This is a genomic window from Nocardia sp. NPDC002869 (assembly GCF_046764065.1).
Taxonomy (GTDB): Bacteria; Actinomycetota; Actinomycetes; order Mycobacteriales; family Mycobacteriaceae; genus Nocardia; species Nocardia rhamnosiphila.
Genome location: NZ_JBKOOL010000083.1, coordinates 1 through 24,723 on the forward strand (window position 1 = coordinate 1; position 24,723 = coordinate 24,723).

A 24,723-nucleotide genomic window follows, 5' to 3' on the forward strand; every position below is an offset into this window, starting at 1 on the left:
CCACACCCTCGAGATCGAGATTCCAGTTCCCCACCCCGGCTTCGCCGATTCTTCCGGATCAGACCCCGGCGCGCGTATCGGACCGGTTGAGCTGCAGAGCCTTACTCGTCCAGTCCCACACCTCGCCGAACAGGCGCTGGTTCTCCGACAGTTTCACACCCAGTGACGGAATCATTTCCTTCAGTTTGGGCGTCCACTGCTCGTACTCGGCCGGGAAGCAGCGTTCCAGGACGTCCAGCATGGCGGTGACACAGGTGGAGGCGCCGGGCGAGGCGCCCAGCAGGCCGGCGATGGAACCGTCCTGTGCCGCGATGACGGCGGTACCCAGTTCGAGGACACCGCCGACGCCCTTGCGGCGGATCACCTGGACTCGCTGGCCGGCCGTGATGAGTTCCCAGTCCCGGCCATCGGCGCGCGGGATGAACTCCTCCATGGTGTACACCCGGCCGGATTGCGATTTGATCAACTCGGTGATCAGGTATTTGACCAGGCTCAACTCGGTGACGCCGACGCCGAGCATCGGTGCCAGGTTGCCGGGTTTGATCGATTTGAACAGGTCGGCATTGCTGCCGTCCTTGAGGAACTTGGGGGTCCAGCCGGCATAGGGGCCGAACAGCAGGCCGGGCCTGCCCTTGATGACGCGGGTGTCCAGATGCGGCACCGACATCGGCGGCGCACCGACCGCCGCCTTGCCGTACACCTTGGCTCCGTGCTGCGCGATCAGTTCGGGATTGGTACACCGCAGGAACTGACCCGAGACCGGGAATCCCGCGAAACCGCGGATCTCCTTGATTCCCGCCTTCTGCAGCAGCGGCAGCGCCCCGCCGCCGGCCCCGACGAAGACGAAATTGCTGATCAGCGTGCGAGTGCGCCCGGTCCGGGTGTTGCGCACCGTGACCTTCCAGCTGCCGTCCTTCTGCTTGGACAGGTTACGAACCTCGTTACCGAAGCCGATCTCCCCGCCACTGGCACCGATATAGGCGAGTAGTTCCTTGGTGAGCGAACCGAAGTCGATATCGGTGCCGCCGTCGGACCAGTTGAGGGCGATGGGGTCGGAGAAATCGCGGCCGCGGGTCATCAGCGGCAGCCGGCGGGCGAACTCGTCGGGGCTGTCGATGTACTCCATCCCGGCGAACAGTGGATGCCGGGAGAGCGCCTCGTACCGCTTGCGCAGGTACTCCACATCGGCGGCGCCGTGCACGAAACTCACGTGCGGGATGGGGTTGATGAAGTGGGAAGGATCGCTCAGGATCCCGTTCTCCACCGCGTAGGCCCAGAACTGGCGGGAGACCTGGAACCGCTCGTTGATATCGACGGCCTTGCCGATATCGACCGAACCGTCCGGCTTCTGCGGGCTGTAATTGAGCTCACACAGGGCCGAATGTCCGGTACCGGCGTTGTTCCACGGATCACTGCTCTCGGCCGCGGCGGCGTCCAGCCGTTCGAACACCGAGATCGACCAGTCCGGCTGCAGCTGACGCAGCAGCGCGCCGAGCGTGGCGCTCATGATGCCGGCACCGATGAGGACTACATCGGTCTTTTCAGTCTGGGCAGCGTTCGGCACGGGTGTTCGACTTCCTTGTCCTGATGCGCGGGGCGCACATCCGTGGGATGCGGCCCGCTGGGGCACGGGCGCTTGTGCAGTTGTGTACGGGTCGCGATGGTGAGCCTCCGGGCTCGGCCGAAATGTAGGTTACCCGTCGTTCACTATTGCCAATTGTGCACCTCGACACGCGCGGAATCCGCAGCCAGGGCGGCGATTGTGACGTAGATTCCTCCTCCTCGTCACCTTCGGGCCTGCCATTGCTACTCATCGGTCGCCTAGATTGGAGGCCGTGACGAACGATTCCGCGACCGGTATCGGCGCCCTCGGCCGGACCGCCGACTGGCAGCCGGATGTCCTCGGTGACGGGTACGAATACCGCACCCTGGAACTCGGGCCCGATCCCGACGGCGAGGGGGATATCGTCGCCACCCTGGTCCGGCATCTGCCCCCGGCCGATGCGGTGGCCACCGCCGACGCGGTGCTGTACGTGCACGGCTTCACCGACTATTTCTTCCAGCGGCACGTCGCCGAGCACTTCACCGCCCGCGGACACCGTTTCTACGCGCTGGACCTGCGCAAATGTGGCCGATCGCTACAAACCGGCCAGACCCCCCACTTCATCAGCGACCTCGCCCTCTACGACCGGGAACTCGATGATTCGCTGCGGCTGATCGCCGCCGAGACCGAGGCGAACGTGCTGGTGGTGGCGCATTCGACCGGCGGCCTGGTGACCTCGCTGTGGCTGGACCGGCGGCAACGCGCCGGGGGCACGGCGGCCGCCGGTATCAGCGGGCTGGTGCTGAACAGCCCATGGTTCGACCTGCAGGGCCCGGCCTATGTGCGCACCGTGGGCACCCAACTCATCAACACGGTGGGCCGTTTCCGGGCGAAGTCGGCGCTGCCGCTGGGTAAATCCAGCGCCTACGGCGACAGCCTGCACCACAGCCTGGCCGGGGAATGGGACTACGACCTGGACTGGAAGCCGCGGCACGGTTTCCCGGTGCGGGCCGGGTGGTTGCGCGCGATCCGGCTGGGTCAGGCGCGGCTGCACCGCGGCCTGGATATCGGCGTGCCCGCGCTGCTGCTGCGATCCAAGCTCACCGAATTCGCCCGCGAATACGGGCCCGCGGTGGATGTCGCGGACGCGGTCCTCGACGTCGCGCAGATCCAGCGCTGGGCGGGCTGCCTCGGCGACCGCACCAATATCGTCCCGATCGACGGCGCCCGCCACGATGTGTTCCTGTCCGCGGCGGGCCCGCGAACCGAGGCCTTCCGGGAACTGGACAACTGGCTCGACTGGCTGGCCGCCCGGCCGGCCTGAGTCACCACATACTGGTCCGCAGCACGATCTCGGTCGCGAACTCCTGATCGGCTTCGGTGGCGACATTGTCGACGTCGATGCCGACCACCCGGAACTCGCCGTACACATGGCGGCCGGAACTATCGGCCACCGGACGCGGCAGCCGTTTGGTCACCAGCACGGTGGTGGGCAGTTCGACCGCCGGACAGCCGGCGTCGAGCACCGCCCCGTCCTCGTCGGGTACGGCCGGATGCCCGCGATCGGCGACCACCAGGCTCACGAAGCGGCCGAAACCCTTCGCGCAGACTTCCCATGCCACGCTGGCACCACTGCCCCGGCCGGCCACATTGGCCCAGGGCACGCCGATCTCGTCGAGGGCCGCGTACACCCCGGCGGTGTCGAGCCCCTCGGCCTTTTCGAACACGATGGTCCGCAGATCGGAACTGTGCAGACGTGCGCACACCCGGTCGTAGACGTCCGGGGGATCACCGGAATCGGGAAGCAGCAGCACGCTGTGCTGGGTCACCGGCCCGTCCACCCGCACCGTCCAGTCCCGGTCACCGACCGCGATGCGCCGAAATTCCATGCCGGTTGACGCTACACCGCCCACCCCCGCCGTGGGGTCGACCGGGTCGACCGCGCCGAGATCGTGACGCCGGATCCGCCGCCGCGATCAGCTCGCGCCCGACAACGCTTCCAGCGTGGACCCGACACTGGGCAGCCCGGCGGGGACACCTTCGGCGAGGAGCCGGTCGAGCCCGGCGATATCGAGATGCGCGGACACCAGATCGGCGAGCAGGTCCAGTTGCGTGGCCCGCACCGCGGCCACCCGGGTGCCGGGAGCCACCGTGAACCCGCCGCGCCCGGCACACCGGGCGACCTCGGTGAGCCAGCCGCGCCGGAATTCGTCGGATTCCAGAAGCCCGTGCAGATGGGTGCCCCAGACCGCGCCGCGCGCCCCGCCCTCCGGGACGCGCTCCCCGGTCACCGGGCCGGCGCCATCCGCCGCCTCCGCCCAGCCGGTGACGTACAGCCACGGCTGTTCAGCGGTACGCCGGACCCGGCCGTGATGGATCTCGTATCCGGCCGCGGTCGTCTCCCCTGCCGCACCCTGTGCGCCGGCCGCGGTCGTCCGGCGCAGCACCTTCCGCCGGCCGAATTCGATATCCATATCGAGCAGTCCCAGCCCGGCGACCTCCCCACTGCCCGATTCCACGGTGTCCACGATCCGGCGGCCCAGCATCTGGTAACCCCCGCAGATGCCGAGGATCGGCCCGCCCGCCGCGGCCCGGCGGAGCAGCGCCTCGGCGAGACCGGTACGCCGCAGCCAGGCCAGATCATCCACGGTGGCCTTGCTCCCGGGCAGGACGACCAGGTCGGCGTCCACCAGCGCCGACGGGTCGCTCACCCAGCGCACCCGGACGCCGGGCTCGCAGGCCAGCGCCTCCACATCGGTCGAATTCGATATCCGCGGCAAGCGCACGGCGGCGACGGTGAGCCATTCGCTGCCGATCGGGGCGGCGGGGCGCCCCACCGCGGCACCGGCGACGGTCCCCAGCGAATCCTCGGCGTCGATCCACAGCTCGTCGCAGTACGGCAGCACCCCGAGCGTCGGGCGTCCGGTACGCGCGGTCAGCTGGTCCAGGCCCGGCCGCAGCAGATCCACGTCGCCACGGAACTTGTTGATCACGAATCCGGCGATCAGCCGTTGATCTTCGGGTTCCAGTACCGCGAGCGTGCCGAAGAGATGCGCCAGTACCCCGCCCCGGTCGATATCGCCGACCACCAGCACCGGCAGTTCCGCGGCCCGGGCCAAACCCATATTCGCCAGATCCGTGGCGCGCAAATTGATCTCGGCGGGCGAGCCCGCCCCCTCACAGATCACCACATCGAACTCCGCGCGCAGCGCGGCGAGTTCGGCGGCCACGACCTCCCGCAACCGGGTGCGATGGGTGAAATAGTCCGCGGCGCCTACCGTGTCCACCACCCGGCCGCGCACCACCAGCTGGGAACGCCGGTCGCTGCCGGGTTTCAGCAGGATCGGATTGAACCGCACGCTGGGTTCCAGCCCGCACGCCCGGGCCTGCAGTGCCTGGGCCCGGCCGATCTCCCCGCCGTCCAGGGTGACCACGGAGTTGTTCGACATGTTCTGCGCCTTGAACGGCGCCACCCGCACACCACGCCGCCGCAGCATCCGGCAGATACCGGCGACCACCACGCTCTTGCCCGCGTCGGAGGTCGTCCCGGCGATCAGCAGCGCCCCGCCGGGCCGGCTCACGGCAGAGTGAGGATTTCGGCGCCGGTCTCGGTGACCACCAGGGTGTGCTCGAACTGGGCAGTCCACTTGCGGTCCTTGGTGACCACGGTCCAGCCGTCGTCCCAGATCTCGTAGTCGATACCGCCCAGGTTGATCATGGGTTCGATGGTGAACGTCATTCCCGGTTCGATCACCGATTCGACCGCGGGCTGGTCGTAGTGCAGGATCACCAGGCCACTGTGGAAGGTCGGCCCGACCCCGTGCCCGGTGAAATCCCGGACGACGCCGTAGCCGAAACGGTTCGCGTAGGACTCGATCACCCGGCCGATCACATTCAGCGCCCGCCCGGGACGCACCGCTTTGATGGCCCGCGCGGTCGCCTCTTCGGTGCGCTCGACCAGCAGTTTCACCTCTTCGTCGACCTCACCGGCGAGAAAGGTGGCGTTGGTGTCGCCGTGCACGCCGTGGATATAGGCGGTGACATCGATATTGACGATGTCACCGTCCTGAACCACGGTGCTGTCGGGGATACCGTGGCAGATCACCTCGTTGAGCGAGGTGCAGCACGATTTCGGAAAGCCCTTGTACCCGAGCGTCGAGGGGTAGGCGCCGTGATCGCACATGTACTCGTGGGCGATCCGGTCGAGTTCGTCGGTGGTGACACCCGGGGCGACCGCTTTACCCGCCTCGGCCAGCGCCCGGGCGGCGATCTGCCCGGCGATCCGCATCTTCTCGATGGTCTCGGGGGTCTGTACCCAGGGCTCGGACCCTTCCTCGGCCGTTTTCTTCCAGACGTACTCCGGCCGTTCGATCCCACGCGGGACCTCACGGATGGGAGTGGGGGTTCCTGGAAGCAGCGGCTGGCGGGTACGCACGGACATGCGCTCCAGAGTAGTCGGCGCAGGCCGGGCGGTCGCCGGGAACGGTCCCGGACGCTGCCGCCCGCCCCCGCGCCGGCTCCGGCTCAGCGGATGCGGCCGCCCGTACGGACCTCGAACGCGACCCGGTCACCCCGATAGAGAGCGGCGACCCGTTCGATCGGACGGCCTTGGGTGTCCATCCCGCGGCGCACCACCCGGATCAGCGGTACCGCGGGCCGGCAGCCCAGCAGACCGGCTTCCCGGGGCGCGGCGAGCACGGTCTCGATACGTTCGGTGGCGCCGCCGTATTCGACACCGGACCTGCCGATCGTCGCCGGCAGCGAGCCGAGCGGATCGAAACCCGCGCGCAGCCAGCCGAAACGGTCCAGCGAGAGATCGATACGTTCCAGCGCAATCGGTTCGCCGTCGGCGTGCAGCAGGCGTTCCAGCGTCATGATCGGGGTGTGCAGCGGAAGCTCCAGGTCGCGGGCGATCTCGGCGTCGGCCTCGGTGTCCTCCCAGGAGAGCAGACTGCGCACGACCCCGGAACCGTCCTCGACGGTGGGTTCGGGCGCCAGCGGCCGCACCACCTTCGGGCGGGCGAGCACGGTCCCGCGGCCCTGTCTGCGGATGCGGCCCTCCACCGCGAGATCACGGAGGGCGTGACGAACGGTTTCCCGGGCGACTCCGAAACGTCCGGCCAGTTCCCGTTCGGCGGGTACCCGGTCGCCGGGGCGTAGCTCGCCGAGCATCGTGTCCAGTTCGGCCCGGACCCGGTATACCTTCGACAGGGCGGTGATTCCCGGCACCGCGGCTGCCTCTGTGTCGAGGTCTTCGCGCGCCGTCACAGCACCTACGACCCTTTCGGTCTGCCTCATGGCAGAAACTACCTCCAATTGGCCTGTACCGATGCGTTAACCGGGCATTCGCCGTACGGTTCCGTCAGGTCTAGGCCATTCGACAATCTGCGGTCTTTCGCCTGCCCAACCGGGAGGTTCGACGACGTCCAGCGGACTGAACGCGGCGGTGATCCGCCGAACCCTACTGCACCGGCAGCCGCCGGCGCCCGCCCGCGACCTCGGCGATCAAATCGGTGTAACCGTCGACCAGTTCGGCGAGGTGGTACCAGTGCCGGTGCGTCCGGTCGCTACGCACCCCGTCGGCCTCGATCGCCTGATTCGCGGCCACCCAACTGAACGCCATCCGGTCGATCACCGCGCCGAGGCTTTCGGTGTGCAGTGAGGCGCCGTTGCGGTGCTGCGGCATCCTACGGGTGACCCAGTCGTTGATGTCGTCCACGAGTTCTGTTCTACGACAGTCGATTTCCGCAATCTGCGCCATATCCCGAACCTGCGCGCGGCGCTTGTGCAGTTCGACCAGTGCGTGCGCGAAGCGCAACAGCACACGCTCCTGGATCCGCCGCCCCTGGAAGGCGCACAGCAGTTGTGGCGCAGTCGGCAGGGTTCCCAGAGTGGGTGCGCTCATCCGCACCCCTCGGACTCACCCGGCACCATCACACTCTGTACCAACATGATCGGCTCTCGATTCGGTAATCCCGGACATCGGATCGTTGTTCACAACAAGGCTAGCTGGATCATGCTCTTACATATGCAAGAACACAAGACTTCCGTATGCAATGTTGCGAACAGCGTCGTGCGCGAGCCTAACGATCCCTTCCGCGGAACCCGGAAGCGGTCCCACCGAAAACGCGTACCCGCCAAGATCCTTCCCGTCGGCGGCCCGAATCCCCGCCGCCGCGAACCATACCCGGCGCACACCCCGGACCAGGCACGACAACGCGTTATGCGACCACATCGCAACCGTGCCGAGATCTGGTCGCAGCACACACCGGGAACCATACCGATCCCTATGGTCCTGTGACACAACGACCCCCGGCCACATCGCCCGCCGTCACGGGCCCTCTTCGCGGCGCCGGCTCCCGGCCGGGCCGAAACCCGCGGCGGCCATCCGGCCTTGCACACGGGAGACGCGATCACCCGCCCGGCGTCGTTTGCCAAGTGTTTGCCAACCCATCCGGATGCACTGGCCCGTGGACCATTCGCCGAGGCGAGGAGAACCGCGGACACCCGGCCACGACGGCCGGTCACCGTGGCGCCCGCACTGTGCGGTATGGATTCTGAGGACAGTCGCCGACAAGGATGTGGACCCATGAGCAGTGCCCCCGACCCACGAGCCGCGCAGGTGGCCGCCGAGCTCACCGGCCCCGGTGGACCATTCGAACTGTCCACCGAGACGGTGCTCGGCGTCCCGCTCGCCGTCCGGCGCCACCGGCACCGCTCACTGCGCGAACTGCTCGACCACTCACAGACCTGGGGTCAACGCGATTACCTGGTCACCGCCGACCGGCGTATCTCGTTCACCGAGCATGCCGCCGACGCCCAGGCGCTGGCCCGCGCGCTGGCCGGCCGGTACGGCGTCGGCCGCGGCGACCGGATCGGCATCCTGGCCGCCAACGGCCCCGAATGGGTGATCGCCTTCTGGGCGGCGCAATGCCTGGGCGCGGTCGCGGTCGCGTACAACGCGTGGTGGGCCGCACGGGAGGTCGAATTCGGTATCCGGCATACCGAACCGGCGGTCGTCGTCGCCGACGACCCCCGTGCCGCCCTCGCCGCGGGCAACGGAGTGCCCGTGCTCACCACTGCGGACCTGCCCCGGCTGATCACCGACCATCAAGGCCCGGCCCCGGTGATACCGGTCGACGAGGACGATCCGGCCGTCGTCCTCTACACCAGCGGAACCACCGGCCGCCCCAAAGGAGTGGTACACACCCACCGCAACCTCATCGCGATCGCCGACTACCACCGCTACACCGACGCGCTCGGCGCGGCACTGGCCGGCCGCGCGCACCGCGAGCCGAGCGATAAGCGGTTCCTGCTCACCTCCCCCCTGTTCCATATCGCCAGCCTGCACAATCTGGTCGTCCCCCGGCTCGCGACAGGCGCGGCGGTGATCGTGCACACCGGCGCGTTCGCGGCCGACCGGGTGCTGTCGCTGATGGCGCGGGAGCGCGTGACCAACTGGGGCGCCGTGCCGACCCTGGCCGCCCGGCTGCTGGAACACGATCCGGCCGGGTACGACCTGTCGGCACTCACCGCGCTGTCCCTCAACGCCGCACCCTCGTCACCGGCCTTCCAGCAGCGATTACGCGCCCGGCTGCCCCGCACCGGAATCGCGCTCACCACCAGTTACGGCCTCACCGAGAGCGGTACCGCCGCCACGGTCGCGACACCCGCCGAACTCGCCGCCGACCCGGAGACCGTAGGGCGGCCGATTCTCGGTGTCTCCGTGGAGATCCGCGATCCCGCCGGAACTCCGGTGGCCGAGGGCGCCGAGGGCGAGATCTGGGTGCGCAGCCCGTACGTCATGCTCGGCTACTGGCGGGACGAGGCGGCCACCGCCGCGGCGATCGACGGCGAACGGTGGTTACGAACAGGTGATTTCGGGACCCTGGCCGACGGCCGGCTCCGAATGGCCGGGCGCCGTACCGATCTGATCCTGCGTGGCGGAGAGAACGTGTACCCCACCGAGATCGAGAACGTCCTCGACGAACATCCCGCGGTCCGGGAATCGGCGGTCCTCGGTGTGCCCGACGACGATCTGGGACAGCGGGTCGCGGCGGTGGTGGTGACCGACGATCCGGACGGCCTCGACGCCGGCGAACTGCGCGCGTTCGTCGCCGAGCGGCTCGCGTACTTCAAGGTCCCCGAACGCTGGACGCTCACCGCGACACCACTGCCGCGCAACGCGACCGGAAAGGTGCTGCGCCGCGAAATCACGCCATGAGCGCCGGTTCCGGCCGCTGCTCGCCCCACTTCCGGTCTTTCGTCGTTATTGTTGCTCGACAGAGGGCGCGGCGGGCGAGGATCGTGGTCGGCGGGCCGCGCCGGGCGCGAGGGAAAGGGATGACATGGCAGGCAAACGCACCGTCCTCACGGCGGGCCTGCGTCGGCTCTCGGTGCTGCTGCTGGAGATGCGCGACGACGCGAAGCTGAGCAAGGAGGACGTCAGCGCGCGGACCGGTATCAATGTGACCACGCTGTACCGCATCGAGACCGCCCAGGCCCGGCCCCAGCGCCGCACCCTGATGACCATGCTGGACCTCTACGATGTCGAGGAGGCACGGCGTCAGGAGGCGCTGGAGCTGCTGTCGGACGCGCAGAAACCCGGGATGTCGCGGCCCTACGAGGCCAGTCTGTCGGAGGTGTACGCCGCGTACATCAATTTCGAATCGGTGGCGTTGTCGGCCCGGCACTATCAGACCTCCTTCGTCCCCGGCCTATTGCAGACCGAGCAGTACGCCATGGCTGTGATCGATACGTGCATGCCGAAATTGGATGCGTCGGATCTGGAGCGGCGCGCCCGCGCCCGGATGGACCGGGCGGCGGTACTGGCCAAGGACGAGCCGCTGGAACTGTGGGTGGTACTCGACGAGGCCGCGATCCGCCGGATGGTCGGGGGCCCGGAGGTTATGAGCGGCCAGCTGCGCCGGCTGGGTGAGGCGACCAAACGCAAGAACGTGATCCTGCAGATCCTGCCCTTCGACGCGGGCGCGCACCCGGGCATGGCCGGGTCCTTCACGATTCTCGACTTCCCCGACCCGACCGATCCGGAACTGGTCTATGTCGAGGGCATCTCCGGAGACGCCCTCGTCGAGGGACATACCGAGATCCGGCGATTCGGTGTCATGTTCGACCAATTGCGGGCGATGGCCTTGAGTCCCCGCGATTCCGCGGTCGTGATCGCGGAAGCGGCCGCGGCAGCCGAAGCTCTGGCCTGACCTTGTGAACAGCCCGTGAACGAGGAGTCCGGGCCACACCGAGTGGGTACCCGGATCGGAACTGTCCGATTCAGGGCTCGCACGGCCACTGCGGAGACGAGGGGTTCTCTTGGCGGATGTCACCGACCGGACCGATCCGGCACAGCAACCGGAGTTGAAACGGGTCATGGGCCCGTGGCTGCTGTTGCTGTTCATCGTCGGCGATATTCTCGGTACCGGTATCTACGCACTCACCGGCCGGGTGGCCGGAGAGGTCGGCGGGGCGGTGTGGATCCCGTTCCTGGTCGCCTTCGGGGTCGCGATGGTCACCGGGCTCAGCTATCTGGAACTGGTCACCAAATATCCGCAGGCCGCCGGCGCCGCGCTCTACACCCACAAGGCATTCGGGATCCATTTCGTCACCTTCATGGTGACGTTCGCGGTGATGAGTTCCGGTATCACCTCCGCCGCGACCGCGGCCAAGGCCTTCGCGGCGAATTTCGCCGAAGCCTTCGAATTCGACGGGAAGGGGCCACTGCTCACCGTGATCGCGCTGGCCTTCATGGCGGCGGTCGCCGCGATCAACCTGCGCGGCGTCGGGGAGAGCGTCAAGGCCAATGTCCTGCTCACCTGTGTCGAACTGTCCGGTCTGCTGATCGTGGTGTGCATCGGCCTCTGGGCGCTGGGATTCGGCAACGGCGACTTCGGCCGGATCATCGAATTCGACACCGGCGACCGCACCGCGTTCGGCGGCGTCATCGCGGCGACCACGCTGGCCTTCTACGCCATGGTCGGCTTCGAGGACTCGGTGAACATGGCCGAGGAGACCAAAGAGCCCACCAGGATCTTCCCCAGGATCCTGCTCACCGGGTTGCTGATCACCGGGGCGATCTATGTGGTGGTCTCGATCACGGCGGTGGCGCTGGTCCCACCGGAAGAACTCGCCGAGGGCGATACCCCGCTGCTGCAGGTGGTGAAGATCGGGGCACCCGGGTTCCCCACCCAGATCTTCGCCTTCATCACGATGTTCGCGGTGGCCAATTCGGCCCTCATCAATATGCTGATGGCCAGCCGGCTGCTGTACGGCATGGCCGAGCACAAGGTGATCCCCCGGGTGCTGGGCCGGGTCGACCGGCGCCGGCGTACCCCCTACATCGCGATCCTGTTCACCACCTTGCCGGCCTTCGGCCTGCTCGCCTTCGTCGACCAGGTACCCGAACTCGGTGGCACCACCGCACTGCTGCTGCTCGTGGTGTTCACCATCGTCAACATCGCGGTCCTCGTGCTCCGGCGCGACCGGGTGACCCACGAGCACTTCCACACCCCGACACCGCTGCCCGTACTCGGCGCGGTGTGCTGTGCGTATCTGGCCACACCCTTCACCGACCGCAACCCCCAGCAGTACGCCATCGCCGGAGTGCTGCTGGTCGTCGGCGTCGTGCTCTGGGCGTTCACCGCGCTGTGGAACAAACAGCACAATGTCCGGCCGGTGGGCCCGGGGGTCGATATCCGACCACCTGCCGCGTCTTCCGCCCAGGTCGCCGGTTTTCCAGCGGTGCGCGGGAATTCGCGGAAGTGACGAGTCGACGCGCGATCGGTAACGTATTCGCCGATGACAAGCATGGACGCCAGGTTCGGTGATGCGGCTGGGTCGGTGCCCCTGCCCAACCCGTGGGACCTCAACGCCTACCTCGCCGACGTGGCCGCGCACCGGAAGCGGCCGATCTCATTGCAGCCTGCCCACCGGTCGGCGCTGGCCGATCTGGGGTGTAACGGCAACGGCCTCTGGATCGCCCGTAAGAACGACGACATCATCGTCTACGACGCGTCGGCCTCCGGCCGCAACGCCGACCACATCGTGCTGCACGCGGTCGGCCATATGCTGCTGGGTCACGGCGGCCCGGGTGCCGAGGACCCCGACACCACCCGTATCTCGCTGGGTGCGCTCAACGCCTCACTGCTCGACGCTCTCGCCACGATCGCCCCCGGATCCATCACGCAGATCCTCGGCCGCGACGATTTCGGCCCCGACCGGGAACGCGAGGCCGGGGTGTTCGCCGAAATGACCATGGTCTACGCGGCGCTGCCCCGGCGCCGCACCCGGTCCTTCTGGCCGTTCGGCCGCCGCCGCAACAAGTAGCGGCAGATCCGGCGCGCGGGCGACCGGGCACGAGTACCGCAGGGACCGGCCGAGGGTCTACGCTTGTGGGCCGTGGCCGAACCGCAGACACCCGCCCCGCATCCCGCCATCGCCCCGCTGGCCGGTTTGCTCGGTACCTGGCGCGGTCGCGGCCAGGGCGACTACCCGACGATCGAACCCTTCGGTTATCTGGAGGAGATCACCTTCGGACATCTGGGCCGGCCGTTCCTGACCTACCGCCAACGCACCCGGCACGCCGACGACAACCGTCCACTCCATGTGGAGACCGGATATCTGCGCTGCCCCGGCCCCGACCGGGTGGAACTCATCCTCTCCCATCCCACCGGGATCACCGAGATCTGCGAGGGAAAACTCACGCTCGGCGACGACGAACTGCGCCTGGAGCTGGAGTCGACCGCGATCGGCCTGAGTAGCACGGCCAAATCGGTGACCGCCCTCAGCCGGACCGTTCATCTGCACGGCGGCGTCATCGACTACACCCTGCAGATGGGTGCGGTCGGACTGCCGCTACAGGATCACCTCGCGGCAAGTCTGCACAAAATCTGAATGGATCGTAACGAGTAGATCACGGATAACGTGGTCCGGATCACGATTTGCTCGTCATCGATTTAATCCACCTTTCCGTCTTGTCTCGGTGGGTAGTCCCCGCTTAGGTTGGCCTGAGCAGCAAATCACCAGATAACTCTTCCGCAGAGCCCGGTCGCCAGCAGCACTCCGAGCTCGCTGTCTGTCGAACCTCTGAATCGGAGGGAGCCGGAAATGAAGCGTTCCGCCGTTGCTTTCATCACCGCCGGATTGATCCTGGGGGGTGCCGGGGTCGTCGAGATCCTGGGAACCGATACCGCCTCCTCCGCACCGGTCACCGACCGGACCGTATCGGTCGTCGCGCCCGCCCGGGTCAGCGATTCGGTGACCACCGATACTCGCATCACCGATATCGGTCACCGTTATGCGACCGCGTCGGAAACCGGATCCGCCGGACAGTGACGGGCCGCGGGTAACGACCGGTATCAGTACCCCGGGGGCAGCGCCGCCAGCATATCCCGCGTCACCGCCACCGAGTTATCCGAACTTCCGCCTCTGACCAGCAGCGTCGCGAAGGCGATATCGCCCCGGTACCCGACGAACCAGGAATGCGAACCTCCCTCCACTTCCGCTTCGCCGGTCTTGCCGAACACCTCCCCCTGATCGGCGATCCGATCCGCGGTGCCCGCGACGACCACCTGCCGCATCATCGCCCGCAACCCGCGCACCACCTCCGGGGCGAGGGTGGGCCGCGGACCGTCGACCACCGTCTCCCGACCCGCGATCAGGTACGGGGTCGGCGCCACACCCGAGGCGACGGCCGCGGCCAGGAGGGCCATGCCGAACGGACTCACCACCACCCGTCCCTGGCCGATCCCGTCCTCGGTGCGCTGGGTGCGGTCGCCGGCCGCGGGCACCGATCCGGAAAAGGTCGGCAGGCCCGCCACCGTGTAATCCGGTCCGATACCGAAAGCCGCCGCGGTGTCGGTGAGAGCGGATTCCGGCAATTCACTGGCCAATCGGGCGAACGAGGTATTGCACGACCGCGCGTACGCGGTCGTCATGGGTACGTCGCCGACGGAGAATCCGTTGTAATTCGGAATCATCCGCTCACCGATGGTGACCGCGCTGGGGCAGGAGACGACGGTATCGGGTGTCGCGATACCCTCGCTCATCGCGGCGGCCGCGGTCACCGTTTTGAACACCGACCCGGGCGGATACTGGCCGATGGTGGCCACCGGCCCGTCCCGGTCGGCGGCCGCGTTCTGCGCCACCGCGAGGATGCCGCCGGTCGAGGGCTCGATCACCACCATCATGGCCTGTTCCCGGCGCCCGTCGACCGCGCGCTGGGCCGCGTTCTGGATGCGGCGGTCCACACTCAGCGCGAAGGACGGCGCCGGTTGCGCCGCCACCTCGTGCAGCACTCCGGTCTCGGCGCCGCCGGCATTGCGGGCCACCACCCGCCAACCCGACCGGCCATCGACATCGTCGATCACAGCCTGCCGGACCTGAGTCATCAGATCGGGGGCGAATTTCCGGTCGGTGGGCGCCATATCCCACTCCTGGGTCACGCGCACGCCCGGGAGCCCGATCAACCGGGGGGCCGCCCGGCCGAACTCGGCCTCGTTCAGCACGATCACTGTGTACACGCCGTCGGCGGCGCGCTCGGAATCCAGGATCCGCTCCGGGGTGAGCCGCTCGTCGATATCGGCCAGAGCCTGGGACAGCGCTGTCGCCACCCGCTGCGGGTCGGCGCTGTCGGCGGCATCGAAGGTCACCCGCGAGACGGTGCCCGGAACCAGGACATCGCTACCGGACTGTTCGTTGACCCGGGCCCGCGGCGCGGGCTGTATCGACAACGCCATGGTCTGGGTATCGCCGAGGCGCGGATGCACGGCCGCGCCGCTCCAGCGCACCGTCCAGGCACCGCCGGCGCGCACCATCGGTAACTGCCCCGAATAGGTCCACGTGCGGCCGCCGGACAACCGCCATTCGTAGGTGTAGTCGACAGTGGCGGTGTCACCGGTGATGCGGGCGGCGCCGGTTTCGGCGTGCAGCTCTTCGGCGCCCAATTCGTCCCACACCGAAGTCAATGCGGCGAAGGCCTTTTCGGGCCGGGTGGTCCGATCGGCGGCCGCCTCGATATCACGCGCGGTGAACGCACCGAGAAAACCGTCCGCGGCGGTGATCGGCCCGGAGGAGCCCGCAGCACAACCGGTCACGGCGAATGCGAGCGCCGCGACCGTGATCACGAGTACCGATCGGATCGTCATCGGAGCCGATGGTAGGCGACCGGAGCCGGTGATCACCTGCGGCACACCGGATCCGAACGGATCAGTCGAGCAGGACCGTGGCGAATGTGGCGATCTGCCGGAACCCGACCGCCCGATAGGCCCGCCGGGCCACTTCGTTGTAGTCGTTGACGTACAGGCTGGCGATACGTCCCGAAGCGACGACCGCGTTGGACACCGCCGCCGTACCCGCCGTGCCCAGGCCCTGCCCCCGGTATTCCGGATGCACCCAGACACCCTGGATCTGCCCGGTACGCCGGGATTGCGCCCCCACCTCCGCCTTGAACACGACCTCGCCGTCCCCGAACCGTGCCCAGGCCCGGCCGGCCTCGATCAGCCCCGCCACGCGGCGCCGATAGCCGCGGCCCCCGTCACCGGCCCGGGGATCGATCCCGACCTCCTCGATGAACATCGCGATCGCCGCCGCGAGATACCGATCGAGTTCCTCGGGACGGACCTGGCGCACCTGCGGGTCGGCGGCCGATACGGCGGTATCGGTGAGTGCCAGCAGTGGCTGTGCGCTGCGGACCTCTCGTTCCGGACCCCAATGGTCGGCGAGCATCTCCCACAGCGGCAGCGCGAGTTCCTGCCGGCCGACCACCGAGGAGCACATCCGGGGCCACCGGATGGCCCGGTCGGCGAAGGCGCGCAGCGCCTCACGGCCGCCGCGCAGCGGAATGAGATTCACCCCGGAGAAGCACAGTGATTCCGATGGGCCGCCGTGACTCCACAGCTCACCCTGGCCGCACCGGTTGTCCAGACCGTATTCCTGTAACCGGGCGGCGACCATGCAGGTGGCGACCGGGTCATCGTCGAGGACCCGGAGTACCTGGGCAAGATCCCGCTTGGCGAGCTGACGCGCGGGAACGTATTTCGCGCGCCGGGTCGGCTCCAGGAGACTCCGCACCTACAACAGCCTGCCATGAACCGCACCGCAACGGTACGAATATCCGGAAAGCGTCCGCGCGGCGCGGGAGGGGCGGGCAGCGCCGACCGGCTCGCCGCGCCGGCGAGCCGATGGCGCGGGGAACTCAGCCCACGCTGACGACCGGCTGACCGGTCTCGGCGTCCGCACCCATCTCCTCGGCGATCCGCATGGCCTCTTCGATGAGGGTCTCCACGATCTGCGCCTCGGGTACCGTTTTCACGACTTCACCCTTGACGAAGATCTGTCCCTTGCCGTTACCGGAGGCGACACCGAGATCGGCCTCCCGGGCCTCGCCCGGACCGTTCACCACACAGCCCATGACCGCGACCCGCAGCGGCACCTCCAGGCCGTCCAGACCGGCGGTGACCTCGTCGGCCAGGGTGTACACATCCACCTGCGCGCGACCGCAGGAGGGACAGGACACGATCTCGAGTTTGCGGGGCCGCAGATTCAGCGACTGCAGGATCTGCCCGCCGACCTTCACTTCCTCGGCCGGGGGTGCGGACAGCGAGACCCGGATGGTGTCGCCGATACCCTCGCTGAGCAGCGCGCCGAACGCCACCGCTGACTTCACGGTGCCCTGGAAAGCCGGACCCGCCTCGGTGACGCCGAGGTGCAGCGGGTAGTCGCACTGCGCGGCCAGCTGCCGGTAGGCCTCGACCATCACGACCGGGTCGTTGTGCTTGACCGAGATCTTGATATCGCCGAACCCGTGCTCCTCGAACAGGCTCGCCTCCCACAGCGCCGACTCCACCAGCGCTTCCGGGGTGGCCTTGCCGTATTTGGCCATCATCCGCTTGTCGAGGGAACCGGCGTTCACCCCGATTCGGATCGGGATACCGGCGGCACCGGCCGCCTTGGCTACCTCCGCGACCCGCCCGTCGAACTCTTTGATGTTGCCCGGGTTCACCCGCACCGCCGCGCAGCCCGCATCGATGGCCGCGAAGATGTAGCGCGGCTGGAAATGGATATCGGCGATCACCGGGATCTGCGATTTCTTCGCGATCGTGGCCAGTGCGTCGGCATCCTCCTGCCGCGGGCACGCCACCCGCACGATATCGCAGCCCGACGCGGTGAGTTCCGCGATCTGCTGCAATGTCGCGTTCACATCGTGCGTTTTGGTCGTCGTCATCGACTGCACCGAGATCGGGTGGTCGCTGCCCACACCGACACCGCCCACCATCAGCTGGCGGGTTTTACGCCGCGGTGCGAGCACCGCGGCCGGTGCGGTCGGCATCCCCAATCCGATTGTGCTGGTCACTTTCGGCTGCCTACTTTCGTACTGGTCCGGCCGGTCGGTGCCGAGTGTAGTCGCGCTTCGACCGGGGGCCGTCGAGACATGGACAACAGTCGCGACCGGCACCAGCACGTCACCGGCACGTCACCTCGCCGTGGCCCGCGGTATCTCGCGCGGGAGCGCAGCCTGCGGAGAAACCGCTGATTACCGGGGCTTGCGGCGCAGCAGGATATCGCGGATCACGAGGACCGCCAGGGCGGCGGCGAATCCGATGAGGTACAGGTCCTCGACCTTGCCGTGGTGATTGCCCTTGAGCATGCCCAGCAGGATGACGATCACCACGACCGCGGCCACCTGGAACGTCCGGCGGGATTCCCCGCTCCAGCCCCAGGCCGCCGACGGAACCTCTGCGGGGTCCACCTTGGTGACGACAGCTTTGTCGCTGGTGGGTTCGACTTCCGTGGCGGCCACGATCGCTCCTCCTCGAGAGAACGGATACTGCCCGATATCGTGGCATACGACCGCCCGTCGTAGCCAGCAGGGGCACGGTCGGTGACAATGGGCAGGTGTCAGATCTCCGCAGAGTCCTCCTGCTCGGCAGCACCGGTTCCATCGGCACCCAGGCGCTCGAGGTGATCGCCGCGAACCCGGACAGATTCGAAGTCGTCGGGCTGGCCGCGGGTGGCGGGAACACCGAATTGCTCGCCGCGCAGATGGCCGCCACCGGCACGACCGCCGTGGCCGTGGCCGACCCGGTCGCCGGGGCCGAACTGGGGGTCCCGTTGACCGGGGCGGGCGCGGTGACCGAACTGGTCCGGCGCACCGAGGCCGACATCGTACTCAACGCGCTGGTCGGATCCCTGGGCCTGGAGCCGACGCTGACCGCGCTGGAAAGCGGCGCGACACTCGCGCTGGCGAACAAGGAGTCGCTGGTCGCGGGCGGCTCGCTGGTCACCCGGGCGGCGCGTCCGGGCCAACTGGTGCCGGTCGATTCGGAGCATTCGGCGCTGGCCCAGTGTCTGCGCGGCGGGCGGGCCGACGAGGTCGCCACCCTGGTTCTCACCGCCTCCGGTGGGCCGTTCCGCGGCTGGACCACCGACATGCTGGAGGGGGTGAACCCCGCCGAGGCGAAAGCCCATCCGACCTGGTCCATGGGCCCGATGAACACCCTGAACTCGGCCTCGCTGGTCAACAAGGGCCTGGAACTGATCGAAACGCATCTGCTGTTCGGTATCCCGTACGACCGCATCGAGGTCACCGTGCACCCACAATCGGTCGTGCACTCCATGGTCACCTTCACCGACGGCTCCACCCTCGCCCAGGCCAGCCCGCCCGATATGAAGCTGCCGATCGCCCTGGCGCTGGGCTGGCCGGATCGCGTGCCCGGGGCCGCCACGCCGTGTGATTTCGGCACCGCCGCCACCTGGACCTTCGAACCCGTGGACAACGCCGTGTTCCCAGCCGTGGAATTGGCCCGGGAAGCCGGTACCGCGGGCGGCTGCGTCACCGCCGTGTACAACGCCGCCAACGAGGTCGCGGTGCAGGCCTTCCTCGACGGCCGGATCCGCTTCCCGGAGATCGTGCGCACGGTGGAGCAGGCGGTACGCGACGCCGACCGATGGCGCGCCGAACCCACCGAACTCGCCGAGGTACTCGCGGCCGACGAGTGGGCACGCGACCGGGCCCGTACCCTCGTACAGCGGTAACCGATGTCGCGGATGGTCGAGGCACCGCACGCGGGCGGTTACTGTGGACACGTGCTCGCGGCCGCTCCGGTCTCTGTGCGGGCCGGGAGTAATGATCTGCGCACCGCAGGAGGGCTGTAGACCACATGCTGTTCGTGTTGGGGTTCGTGCTGTTCGCCCTCGGCATCACGATTTCGATCGCGCTGCACGAATGCGGGCACATGTGGACCGCTCAGGCCACCGGCATGAAAGTGCGCCGGTACTTCATCGGGTTCGGCCCGAAGGTGTTCTCCTTCCGGCGCGGCGAAACCGAATACGGCGTCAAATGGCTGCCGCTCGGCGGGTTCTGCGATATCGCCGGAATGACCGCGCTCGACGAACTCGAACCCGAAGAGGTCGACCGGGCCATGTACCGGCAGGCCACCTGGAAGCGCCTCGTGGTGATGTCCGGCGGTATCGGGATGAATTTCCTGCTCGGCTTCCTCCTGATCGTCGTGCTGGCGGTCGGCTGGGGTCTGCCGAACCTGAACCAGCCGGCGACCGGCCTCGGCAATATGAGCTGCGTGGCCTCCCAACACCCCGACGGCACCTTGGATACCTGTACCGGCCCCGGCCCGGCGCAGCGGGCCGGACTCCGGCGCGGTGATGTGGTCACAGCAGTCGACGGCGTGGAGGTGAGCACCTGGGACGAGTTCCAGAGCCTCACCCAGGAGCAAACCGGTCCATTCACCTACACCATCGATCGCGACGGACAGTCGATGGACATCCAGGTCGTACCCGAACGAGCCATGCGCTACCCGAAAGACGGCGGCCCCGGCCGAGAAGTCGGCGTAGTCGGTGTGGGCCAACTTTACATAGAGCCCACCCAGTACGGCGTACTTTCCGCGATTCCGGCCTCGGCCGCTTTCACCGGCGAGATGTTCATACGCACCGTCCAATCACTCGCTCAGATGCCGGCCAAGGTCGCGGATCTCTGGGAAGCGGTCACCGGCGGCGAACGTGACGCGGAAACTCCAGTTAGCATCTACGGTGCCAGCAAGATCGGCGGAGAGACCGCCGAACGCGGTTACTGGAACATTTTCATCATGGTGCTTGCCAGCCTGAATTTCTTTTTGGGCGCATTCAACATTCTGCCGCTCCTTCCCCTCGACGGCGGCCATATCGCAGTAGTCCTGTACGAGAAGCTGCGAAACACCGTCCGCGGCTGGAAGGGACAGGCGCCCGGAGCCCCCGTCGATTACCTGAAATTGCTACCGCTCACCTATGTCGCGGTGGTCATCGGCGGCGCGTACATGATGCTCACTCTGGCCGCCGACATCATCAATCCGATCCAGCTCTTTCCCTGACGTCCACGTTCGATCGGGTACCGATACGCGCCGGCGCTTCCTGCCGGTATGGCAACGGAACGCCCGGACGCCAGACACCTCTCCCCGAGGCCGGAGGCGGAACCACAACGGCACCGGCCTCGGCACCATACAGCCCTGTGCGCTCAGACATGTGCTGCAGCGCGCTGTCCGGCCCAGATGACCCGCGGTGGGGTTCCCACCCAACTGCGCATCGCCTCGCCGGAACCCCGTTGACAAGCATCAGAAGGCGGGGGAGGATTCGGCACAGCACCTACGGGGAGTGGGTGTCGTTCTAGGAGGGGAATTCATGTTCAGCAGATTTGCGGCTGCGTCTGTGTTGTGCGGATTCATATCCGTTTTCGGCCCGCTGGCTACAGAAGTAGCTGCCATGGCCGACGTCTCATCGCCCAGTTCCGACCGGCCCTCGGCAGTTTCGGCCCCGGTCAGAACCGGCTGGGAAGACAACGTGCTCCGCTTGTACAACTCATACCAAGAATGCAAGCACGCACTGGACAGCGGTGACTTCGGGCCCGACGCAGCCTGCGTTCCGCTCGACACCGGCGTTACGGCTCTGGTCGGACGCCCACCAACTGCCTGACGGGACATCGAAAATACGCGGCATTGCAGCCTTTCCCGCTGCAATGCCGCGTATTCTCCGAACTCTGGCACCCTTGGCGCTGCTCCACATCCCGACAAGGCGAGAACAAGCCACTGATAGGCTCGATTGATGGTCTGCGATAGCAGGTTGGCTCACTACCTACATGCAATCCGGCTCGATAGCGACACGAGAACGCGAGGTTATCCATTCGACCTCCCGACCGTGTGCTGGCTGATGCGCGAAGGAACTTTACCGCTGGGGCCCGGGGTGACCTTCTTGGTCGGAGAGAACGGCAGCGGGAAGTCCACCTTACTCGAGGCCATCGCAGTGGCGGCAGGGCTCAATCCCGAGGGCGGCAGTCAGAATTACCGGTTCGCTACCCGATCCACCGAATCGGAGTTGGGCGAGCATCTCGTACTACGCTGGGGAACGACCAAACCACGCAACCGCTTCTTCCTACGTGCCGAATCGTTCTACAACGTCGCAACCGAAACCGAGCGACTCGGACCGGAGCAGATCGCCGTAGTGGGCGGCCGTTCACTACACCACCGTTCACATGGCGAATCGTTCGTGGATCTGCTGCGCCACCGCTTCGGTCCGAGCGGTCTGTACCTCATGGACGAACCCGAGGCGGCACTCTCGCCTCGCGGCTGCATGACCGTCCTCGCACGTATGGCGGAACTGGTACAGCAGGGGTCTCAGTTCGTGGTGGCAACCCATTCCCCCATCCTGCTCGCCCTGCCGGGAGCCACGATCTACCAGATCGATGAGGAAGGCTCGATCAATGCCGTCGGTTTCGATGAGGCTCTACCGGTGAGCCTGACCAGGGAATTCCTCGCCAGGCCCGAGCATTATCTGCGGTATCTCCTCGACGGAGAGTGAGCAGTCGGAGGGGAGCCCATGTGCTGTCGTTGTCAATGCGTGGTGGTGCCCTTGCCCTCGATAAGGTCAACAATATATTCGGCGATCGCGAGCGAGGAGGTCGCCGCGGGTGACGGAGCGTTGCGCACGGCCGTGACCGGCCCGAGCCGGTCGATCCGGAAATCGTCGACGAGACTGCCATCGGTATCGAGGGCCTGGGCCCGGACTCCGGACCCACCGCGCATCACATCCGCGGTACCTATGGCCGGAATGTAGCGCTGCGCCCCGCGCATATACGCGGCCACCGACAGCGAGCCGTACATCTCCTCGATCCCGGTGCGCCAGTGCTGCCGCGCCATCCGGCGGAACCCCGGCCAGCGCACGGTCTCCGCGAGGTCGCGCATCGAGAAGTCCCCGCGCCGATAGCCTTCCCGGGCGAACGCGAGTACCGCGTTGGGGCCGACCTCCACCGTCCCGGAGACCCGCCGCGTGAAATGCACCCCCAGAAACGGGTACCGCGGATCCGGTACCGGATACACCAGCCCGCGCACCATATCCGCCTTCTCGGCGACCACATTCATGTATTCGCCCCGGAACGGCACGATCCGCGGGCCGGGGTCGGCGCCCGCCAGCCCGGCCACCGTATCGGCGTGCAACCCCGCGCAGATCACCGTTCGGTCCGCGCGCAGCGCCCCCTCGCCCGTCACCAGCTCGATCCCTCCTGCTGTCCGGGTGATTCGGTTCACGGCGCACGACAACCGCACCTCCCCACCCGATTTCACCAGTTCCGCGGCGAAAGACTCCGCCACCCGACGGAAATCGGTGATGGCGGTGTGCGGCGAATACAGCGCGGCGATTCCTTCGGCGGACGGTTCGATCTCGCGGATCTCCCCCCGATCCACCCGGCGCAGCCCCGGGACCGCGTTATCCCCCGCCCGTGCCTGTAACGCCTCGAGCCGGGGCATTTCGTCGTTTTCCACCGCGATGACGAGTTTGCCGCATTCGTCATAGGGCAGTTCGTGTTCGGCACAGTAGTCCCGCAGCAGCGATCGGCCCCGCGCGCACAGGACGGCCTTGAGGCTTCCCGGCTGGTAGTAGATCCCGGCGTGCACCACTCCCGAGTTGTGGCCGGTCTGATGCGCCGCGACCCAATTCTCCTTCTCCAACACCACGATCCGGTCGGCCGGACGGCGGCGGGCGAGTTCCCGTCCGATGGCCAGCCCGACTATCCCCGCCCCGACGATCGCGACGACCTGCTCACCCATGTATTCGTTCCCCTCACACCACGTTCGACTGCACCCCGTCCGGATCCGGCCCTCAGGGCTGTTCCAGCGAATCGAAGGGGATCGTCACCTCGACCGGCTCGTCCAGCAGCAGCACTCGGCGGTGGACGGTGTGCACCAAGTACCGTCGCCCGGACCAGTCCAGGCGGTATTCCTCGATCTCCTCTATCCTGTCTTCCTTCTGGTCGAGCCGGATGATCAGGTAGCGAGGTATACCTGCCGCCGCATACTGGATGCGTTTGTCGGTGATATCGACATCGATGGTGGATGCGGAGGTGACCTCGACGATCAGCAATATGTGATCGCGCACCGTATCGACGTCGTACGGTTCACAGTCACGAATCCAGATATCCGGATACCGGATGTTCAGCCGCCGATCCGCGGCCGGAGAATCCGAGTCGGCGAACCGCGCGGCGATATCGGAATCGACGACCATGCATGGACCGCCTTCCCGGCGTCCGCTTTCGAGCAGGCCGGCCAGACGTCGGATAACTCTGCTGTGCAGCGGACTCTGGGCCATGAGCCGTATGACTCGGCCATCGACGATCTCGATATCACCGAGTTCGGCCGCGGCACCGTCGGCGAACTCTTCGGCGGTGAGGTGCAGCTCGTCGTGCTCGTCGGGGGCGCTCATGCAGGCATCATGTCAGGCCGGGTGGGAACGGGCCACAACGAAGCCCCTGCCCGGCCGCCCTACAGCGAAGGCTCCCATGCCGACCGGAAATCAGCCCTCCGCCGCCAGCTGGCCACAGGCCGCGGCGATCTCCTGGCCCCGGGTGTCGCGGACCGTGCACGGCACACCCTGCGCCTCGACCCGGCGCACGAACTCCCGTTCCACCGGCTTGGGGCTGGCATCCCATTTGCTGCCGGGAGTGGGGTTCAGCGGGATGACATTGACATGCACCCGGGACCCCAGCGCCTTGTGCAGTTTCCGGCCCAGCATTTCCGCACGCCACGGCTGGTCGTTGATATCTGAGGCTCCCCCTGGGTAGTGGACACCGAGTTAGCAGGATCATTGGTCCTGCGGAAGGATGTCCCTGTGTCTCGGAAACGTCGGTCGTTCACGAC

At 67.4% G+C, this 24,723-nt stretch carries 22 protein-coding genes and 1 pseudogene; 10 read left to right on the plus strand and 13 right to left on the minus strand.

The features are described from left to right. Positions 1–58: 58 nt before the first annotated feature. Positions 59–1,507 (minus strand): malate dehydrogenase (quinone), encoded by a 1,449-nt coding sequence (gene mqo, locus ACLML9_RS16840; protein WP_411946418.1) that lies wholly within the window; start codon positions 1,505–1,507, stop codon positions 59–61. A 328-nt stretch (positions 1,508–1,835) separates the two neighbouring features. Here mqo and ACLML9_RS16845 point away from each other — a divergent pair, with 328 nt between their 5' ends. Continuing rightward, the gene (locus ACLML9_RS16845) at positions 1,836–2,867 is read left to right on the plus strand and encodes an alpha/beta hydrolase (RefSeq protein WP_411946419.1); all 1,032 of its coding nucleotides are present in this window, start codon (positions 1,836–1,838) and stop codon (positions 2,865–2,867) included. Position 2,868: 1 nt separating this feature from the next. Here the strand turns inward: ACLML9_RS16845 and ACLML9_RS16850 are convergent, their stop codons facing one another. The 5 genes from ACLML9_RS16850 to ACLML9_RS16870 form a co-directional block, all read right to left on the minus strand. Beyond that, the gene (locus ACLML9_RS16850; protein WP_411946420.1) at positions 2,869–3,432 is read right to left on the minus strand and encodes an alpha/beta hydrolase; all 564 of its coding nucleotides are present in this window, start codon (positions 3,430–3,432) and stop codon (positions 2,869–2,871) included. A gap of 87 nt (positions 3,433–3,519) precedes the next feature. Continuing rightward, a complete protein-coding gene (locus ACLML9_RS16855) occupies positions 3,520–5,124 on the minus strand; it encodes a cobyric acid synthase (RefSeq protein WP_411946421.1) in 1,605 nt (534 codons plus the stop codon). Beyond that, positions 5,121–5,984 carry a type I methionyl aminopeptidase gene (gene map, locus ACLML9_RS16860; protein ID WP_030521748.1) on the minus strand — a complete coding sequence of 288 codons (864 nt, stop codon included), beginning with the start codon at positions 5,982–5,984 and terminating at the stop codon, positions 5,121–5,123. The genes ACLML9_RS16855 and map overlap by 4 nt, the downstream gene beginning before the upstream one ends. A gap of 83 nt (positions 5,985–6,067) precedes the next feature. Continuing rightward, a complete protein-coding gene (locus ACLML9_RS16865; RefSeq protein ID WP_411946436.1) occupies positions 6,068–6,715 on the minus strand; it encodes a GntR family transcriptional regulator in 648 nt (215 codons plus the stop codon). Between the two features lie 289 nt (positions 6,716–7,004). Further along, the gene (locus ACLML9_RS16870) at positions 7,005–7,364 is read right to left on the minus strand and encodes a DUF4254 domain-containing protein (protein ID WP_030521750.1); all 360 of its coding nucleotides are present in this window, start codon (positions 7,362–7,364) and stop codon (positions 7,005–7,007) included. A gap of 768 nt (positions 7,365–8,132) precedes the next feature. Here ACLML9_RS16870 and ACLML9_RS16875 point away from each other — a divergent pair. The 6 genes from ACLML9_RS16875 (at position 8,133) to ACLML9_RS16900 (ending at position 13,888) form a co-directional block, all read left to right on the plus strand. Beyond that, on the plus strand, positions 8,133–9,767 hold the full coding sequence (locus ACLML9_RS16875) for a class I adenylate-forming enzyme family protein (protein WP_411946422.1): 1,635 nt from the start codon (positions 8,133–8,135) through the stop codon (positions 9,765–9,767). A gap of 124 nt (positions 9,768–9,891) precedes the next feature. Continuing rightward, positions 9,892–10,761: a helix-turn-helix domain-containing protein gene (locus ACLML9_RS16880; RefSeq protein WP_411946423.1), complete on the plus strand. Its 870-nt coding sequence runs from the start codon at positions 9,892–9,894 to the stop codon at positions 10,759–10,761. 166 nt (positions 10,762–10,927) lie between these two features. Then, positions 10,928–12,319 carry an APC family permease gene (locus ACLML9_RS16885; RefSeq protein ID WP_411946437.1) on the plus strand — a complete coding sequence of 464 codons (1,392 nt, stop codon included), beginning with the start codon at positions 10,928–10,930 and terminating at the stop codon, positions 12,317–12,319. 33 nt (positions 12,320–12,352) lie between these two features. Beyond that, a complete protein-coding gene (locus ACLML9_RS16890) occupies positions 12,353–12,880 on the plus strand; it encodes a hypothetical protein (protein ID WP_411946424.1) in 528 nt (175 codons plus the stop codon). Positions 12,881–12,952: 72 nt separating this feature from the next. Further along, positions 12,953–13,447, plus strand: coding sequence for a peroxynitrite isomerase (locus ACLML9_RS16895; RefSeq protein WP_411946425.1), 495 nt, complete (start codon positions 12,953–12,955; stop codon positions 13,445–13,447). A 213-nt stretch (positions 13,448–13,660) separates the two neighbouring features. Continuing rightward, positions 13,661–13,888 carry a hypothetical protein gene (locus tag ACLML9_RS16900; protein ID WP_411946426.1) on the plus strand — a complete coding sequence of 76 codons (228 nt, stop codon included), beginning with the start codon at positions 13,661–13,663 and terminating at the stop codon, positions 13,886–13,888. Positions 13,889–13,911: 23 nt separating this feature from the next. Here ACLML9_RS16900 and ACLML9_RS16905 read toward each other — a convergent pair whose 3' ends face one another. From ACLML9_RS16905 to ACLML9_RS16920, 4 genes are all read right to left on the minus strand, one after another. Further along, entirely contained in the window at positions 13,912–15,699 is a 1,788-nt protein-coding gene (locus ACLML9_RS16905; protein ID WP_411946427.1) for a penicillin-binding transpeptidase domain-containing protein, read from the minus strand. 61 nt (positions 15,700–15,760) lie between these two features. Continuing rightward, a complete protein-coding gene (locus tag ACLML9_RS16910) occupies positions 15,761–16,624 on the minus strand; it encodes a GNAT family N-acetyltransferase (RefSeq protein ID WP_411946428.1) in 864 nt (287 codons plus the stop codon). 124 nt (positions 16,625–16,748) lie between these two features. Continuing rightward, positions 16,749–17,906 (minus strand): flavodoxin-dependent (E)-4-hydroxy-3-methylbut-2-enyl-diphosphate synthase, encoded by a 1,158-nt coding sequence (gene ispG / locus ACLML9_RS16915; RefSeq protein WP_411946429.1) that lies wholly within the window; start codon positions 17,904–17,906, stop codon positions 16,749–16,751. Between the two features lie 180 nt (positions 17,907–18,086). Next, complete coding sequence (locus tag ACLML9_RS16920; protein ID WP_411946430.1) at positions 18,087–18,353, minus strand: DUF2631 domain-containing protein; 267 nt, start codon at positions 18,351–18,353, stop codon at positions 18,087–18,089. A 95-nt stretch (positions 18,354–18,448) separates the two neighbouring features. Between ACLML9_RS16920 and dxr the strand changes: the two genes are divergently transcribed. The 3 genes from dxr to ACLML9_RS16935 all read left to right on the plus strand — a co-directional run bounded on the left by dxr (position 18,449) and on the right by ACLML9_RS16935 (position 22,393). Further along, positions 18,449–19,588: a 1-deoxy-D-xylulose-5-phosphate reductoisomerase gene (gene dxr, locus ACLML9_RS16925; RefSeq protein WP_411946431.1), complete on the plus strand. Its 1,140-nt coding sequence runs from the start codon at positions 18,449–18,451 to the stop codon at positions 19,586–19,588. Positions 19,589–19,713: 125 nt separating this feature from the next. Then, positions 19,714–20,913 carry a M50 family metallopeptidase gene (locus ACLML9_RS16930; protein WP_411946432.1) on the plus strand — a complete coding sequence of 400 codons (1,200 nt, stop codon included), beginning with the start codon at positions 19,714–19,716 and terminating at the stop codon, positions 20,911–20,913. A gap of 832 nt (positions 20,914–21,745) precedes the next feature. Next, positions 21,746–22,393, plus strand: a complete 648-nt coding sequence (locus ACLML9_RS16935; protein ID WP_411946433.1) for an AAA family ATPase — start codon at positions 21,746–21,748, stop codon at positions 22,391–22,393. Between the two features lie 32 nt (positions 22,394–22,425). On the opposite strand, the gene lhgO is transcribed toward ACLML9_RS16935, so the two are convergent. From lhgO to ACLML9_RS16950, 3 genes and pseudogenes are all read right to left on the minus strand, one after another. Beyond that, complete coding sequence (gene lhgO / locus ACLML9_RS16940) at positions 22,426–23,637, minus strand: L-2-hydroxyglutarate oxidase (protein WP_411946434.1); 1,212 nt, start codon at positions 23,635–23,637, stop codon at positions 22,426–22,428. A 52-nt stretch (positions 23,638–23,689) separates the two neighbouring features. Continuing rightward, positions 23,690–24,289, minus strand: a complete 600-nt coding sequence (locus ACLML9_RS16945; protein ID WP_411946435.1) for a Uma2 family endonuclease — start codon at positions 24,287–24,289, stop codon at positions 23,690–23,692. A 90-nt stretch (positions 24,290–24,379) separates the two neighbouring features. Further along, a pseudogene (locus tag ACLML9_RS16950) lies at positions 24,380–24,628 on the minus strand (23S rRNA (adenine(2503)-C(2))-methyltransferase RlmN); the annotation flags it as partial. Positions 24,629–24,723 lie beyond the last annotated feature (95 nt).

Excerpts from the sequence above, each read along its gene's own strand:
- mqo (WP_411946418.1), bottom strand. The coding sequence starts at position 1,507 with ATGAGCGCCACGCTCGGCGCGCTGCTGCGTCAGCTGCAGCCGGACTGG.
- ACLML9_RS16945 (WP_411946435.1), bottom strand. The coding sequence starts at position 24,289 with ATGAGCGCCCCCGACGAGCACGACGAGCTGCACCTCACCGCCGAAGAG.
- ACLML9_RS16885 (WP_411946437.1), top strand. The coding sequence starts at position 10,928 with ATGGGCCCGTGGCTGCTGTTGCTGTTCATCGTCGGCGATATTCTCGGT.
- lhgO (WP_411946434.1), bottom strand. The coding sequence starts at position 23,637 with ATGGGTGAGCAGGTCGTCGCGATCGTCGGGGCGGGGATAGTCGGGCTG.
- ACLML9_RS16930 (WP_411946432.1), top strand. The coding sequence starts at position 19,714 with ATGCTGTTCGTGTTGGGGTTCGTGCTGTTCGCCCTCGGCATCACGATT.
- ACLML9_RS16880 (WP_411946423.1), top strand. The coding sequence starts at position 9,892 with ATGGCAGGCAAACGCACCGTCCTCACGGCGGGCCTGCGTCGGCTCTCG.
- map (WP_030521748.1), bottom strand. The coding sequence starts at position 5,984 with ATGTCCGTGCGTACCCGCCAGCCGCTGCTTCCAGGAACCCCCACTCCC.
- ACLML9_RS16850 (WP_411946420.1), bottom strand. The coding sequence starts at position 3,432 with ATGGAATTTCGGCGCATCGCGGTCGGTGACCGGGACTGGACGGTGCGG.
- ACLML9_RS16905 (WP_411946427.1), bottom strand. The coding sequence starts at position 15,699 with ATGACGATCCGATCGGTACTCGTGATCACGGTCGCGGCGCTCGCATTC.
- ACLML9_RS16890 (WP_411946424.1), top strand. The coding sequence starts at position 12,353 with ATGACAAGCATGGACGCCAGGTTCGGTGATGCGGCTGGGTCGGTGCCC.
- ACLML9_RS16935 (WP_411946433.1), top strand. The coding sequence starts at position 21,746 with ATGCGCGAAGGAACTTTACCGCTGGGGCCCGGGGTGACCTTCTTGGTC.
- ACLML9_RS16865 (WP_411946436.1), bottom strand. The coding sequence starts at position 6,715 with ATGCTCGGCGAGCTACGCCCCGGCGACCGGGTACCCGCCGAACGGGAA.
- ACLML9_RS16875 (WP_411946422.1), top strand. The coding sequence starts at position 8,133 with ATGAGCAGTGCCCCCGACCCACGAGCCGCGCAGGTGGCCGCCGAGCTC.
- ACLML9_RS16900 (WP_411946426.1), top strand. The coding sequence starts at position 13,661 with ATGAAGCGTTCCGCCGTTGCTTTCATCACCGCCGGATTGATCCTGGGG.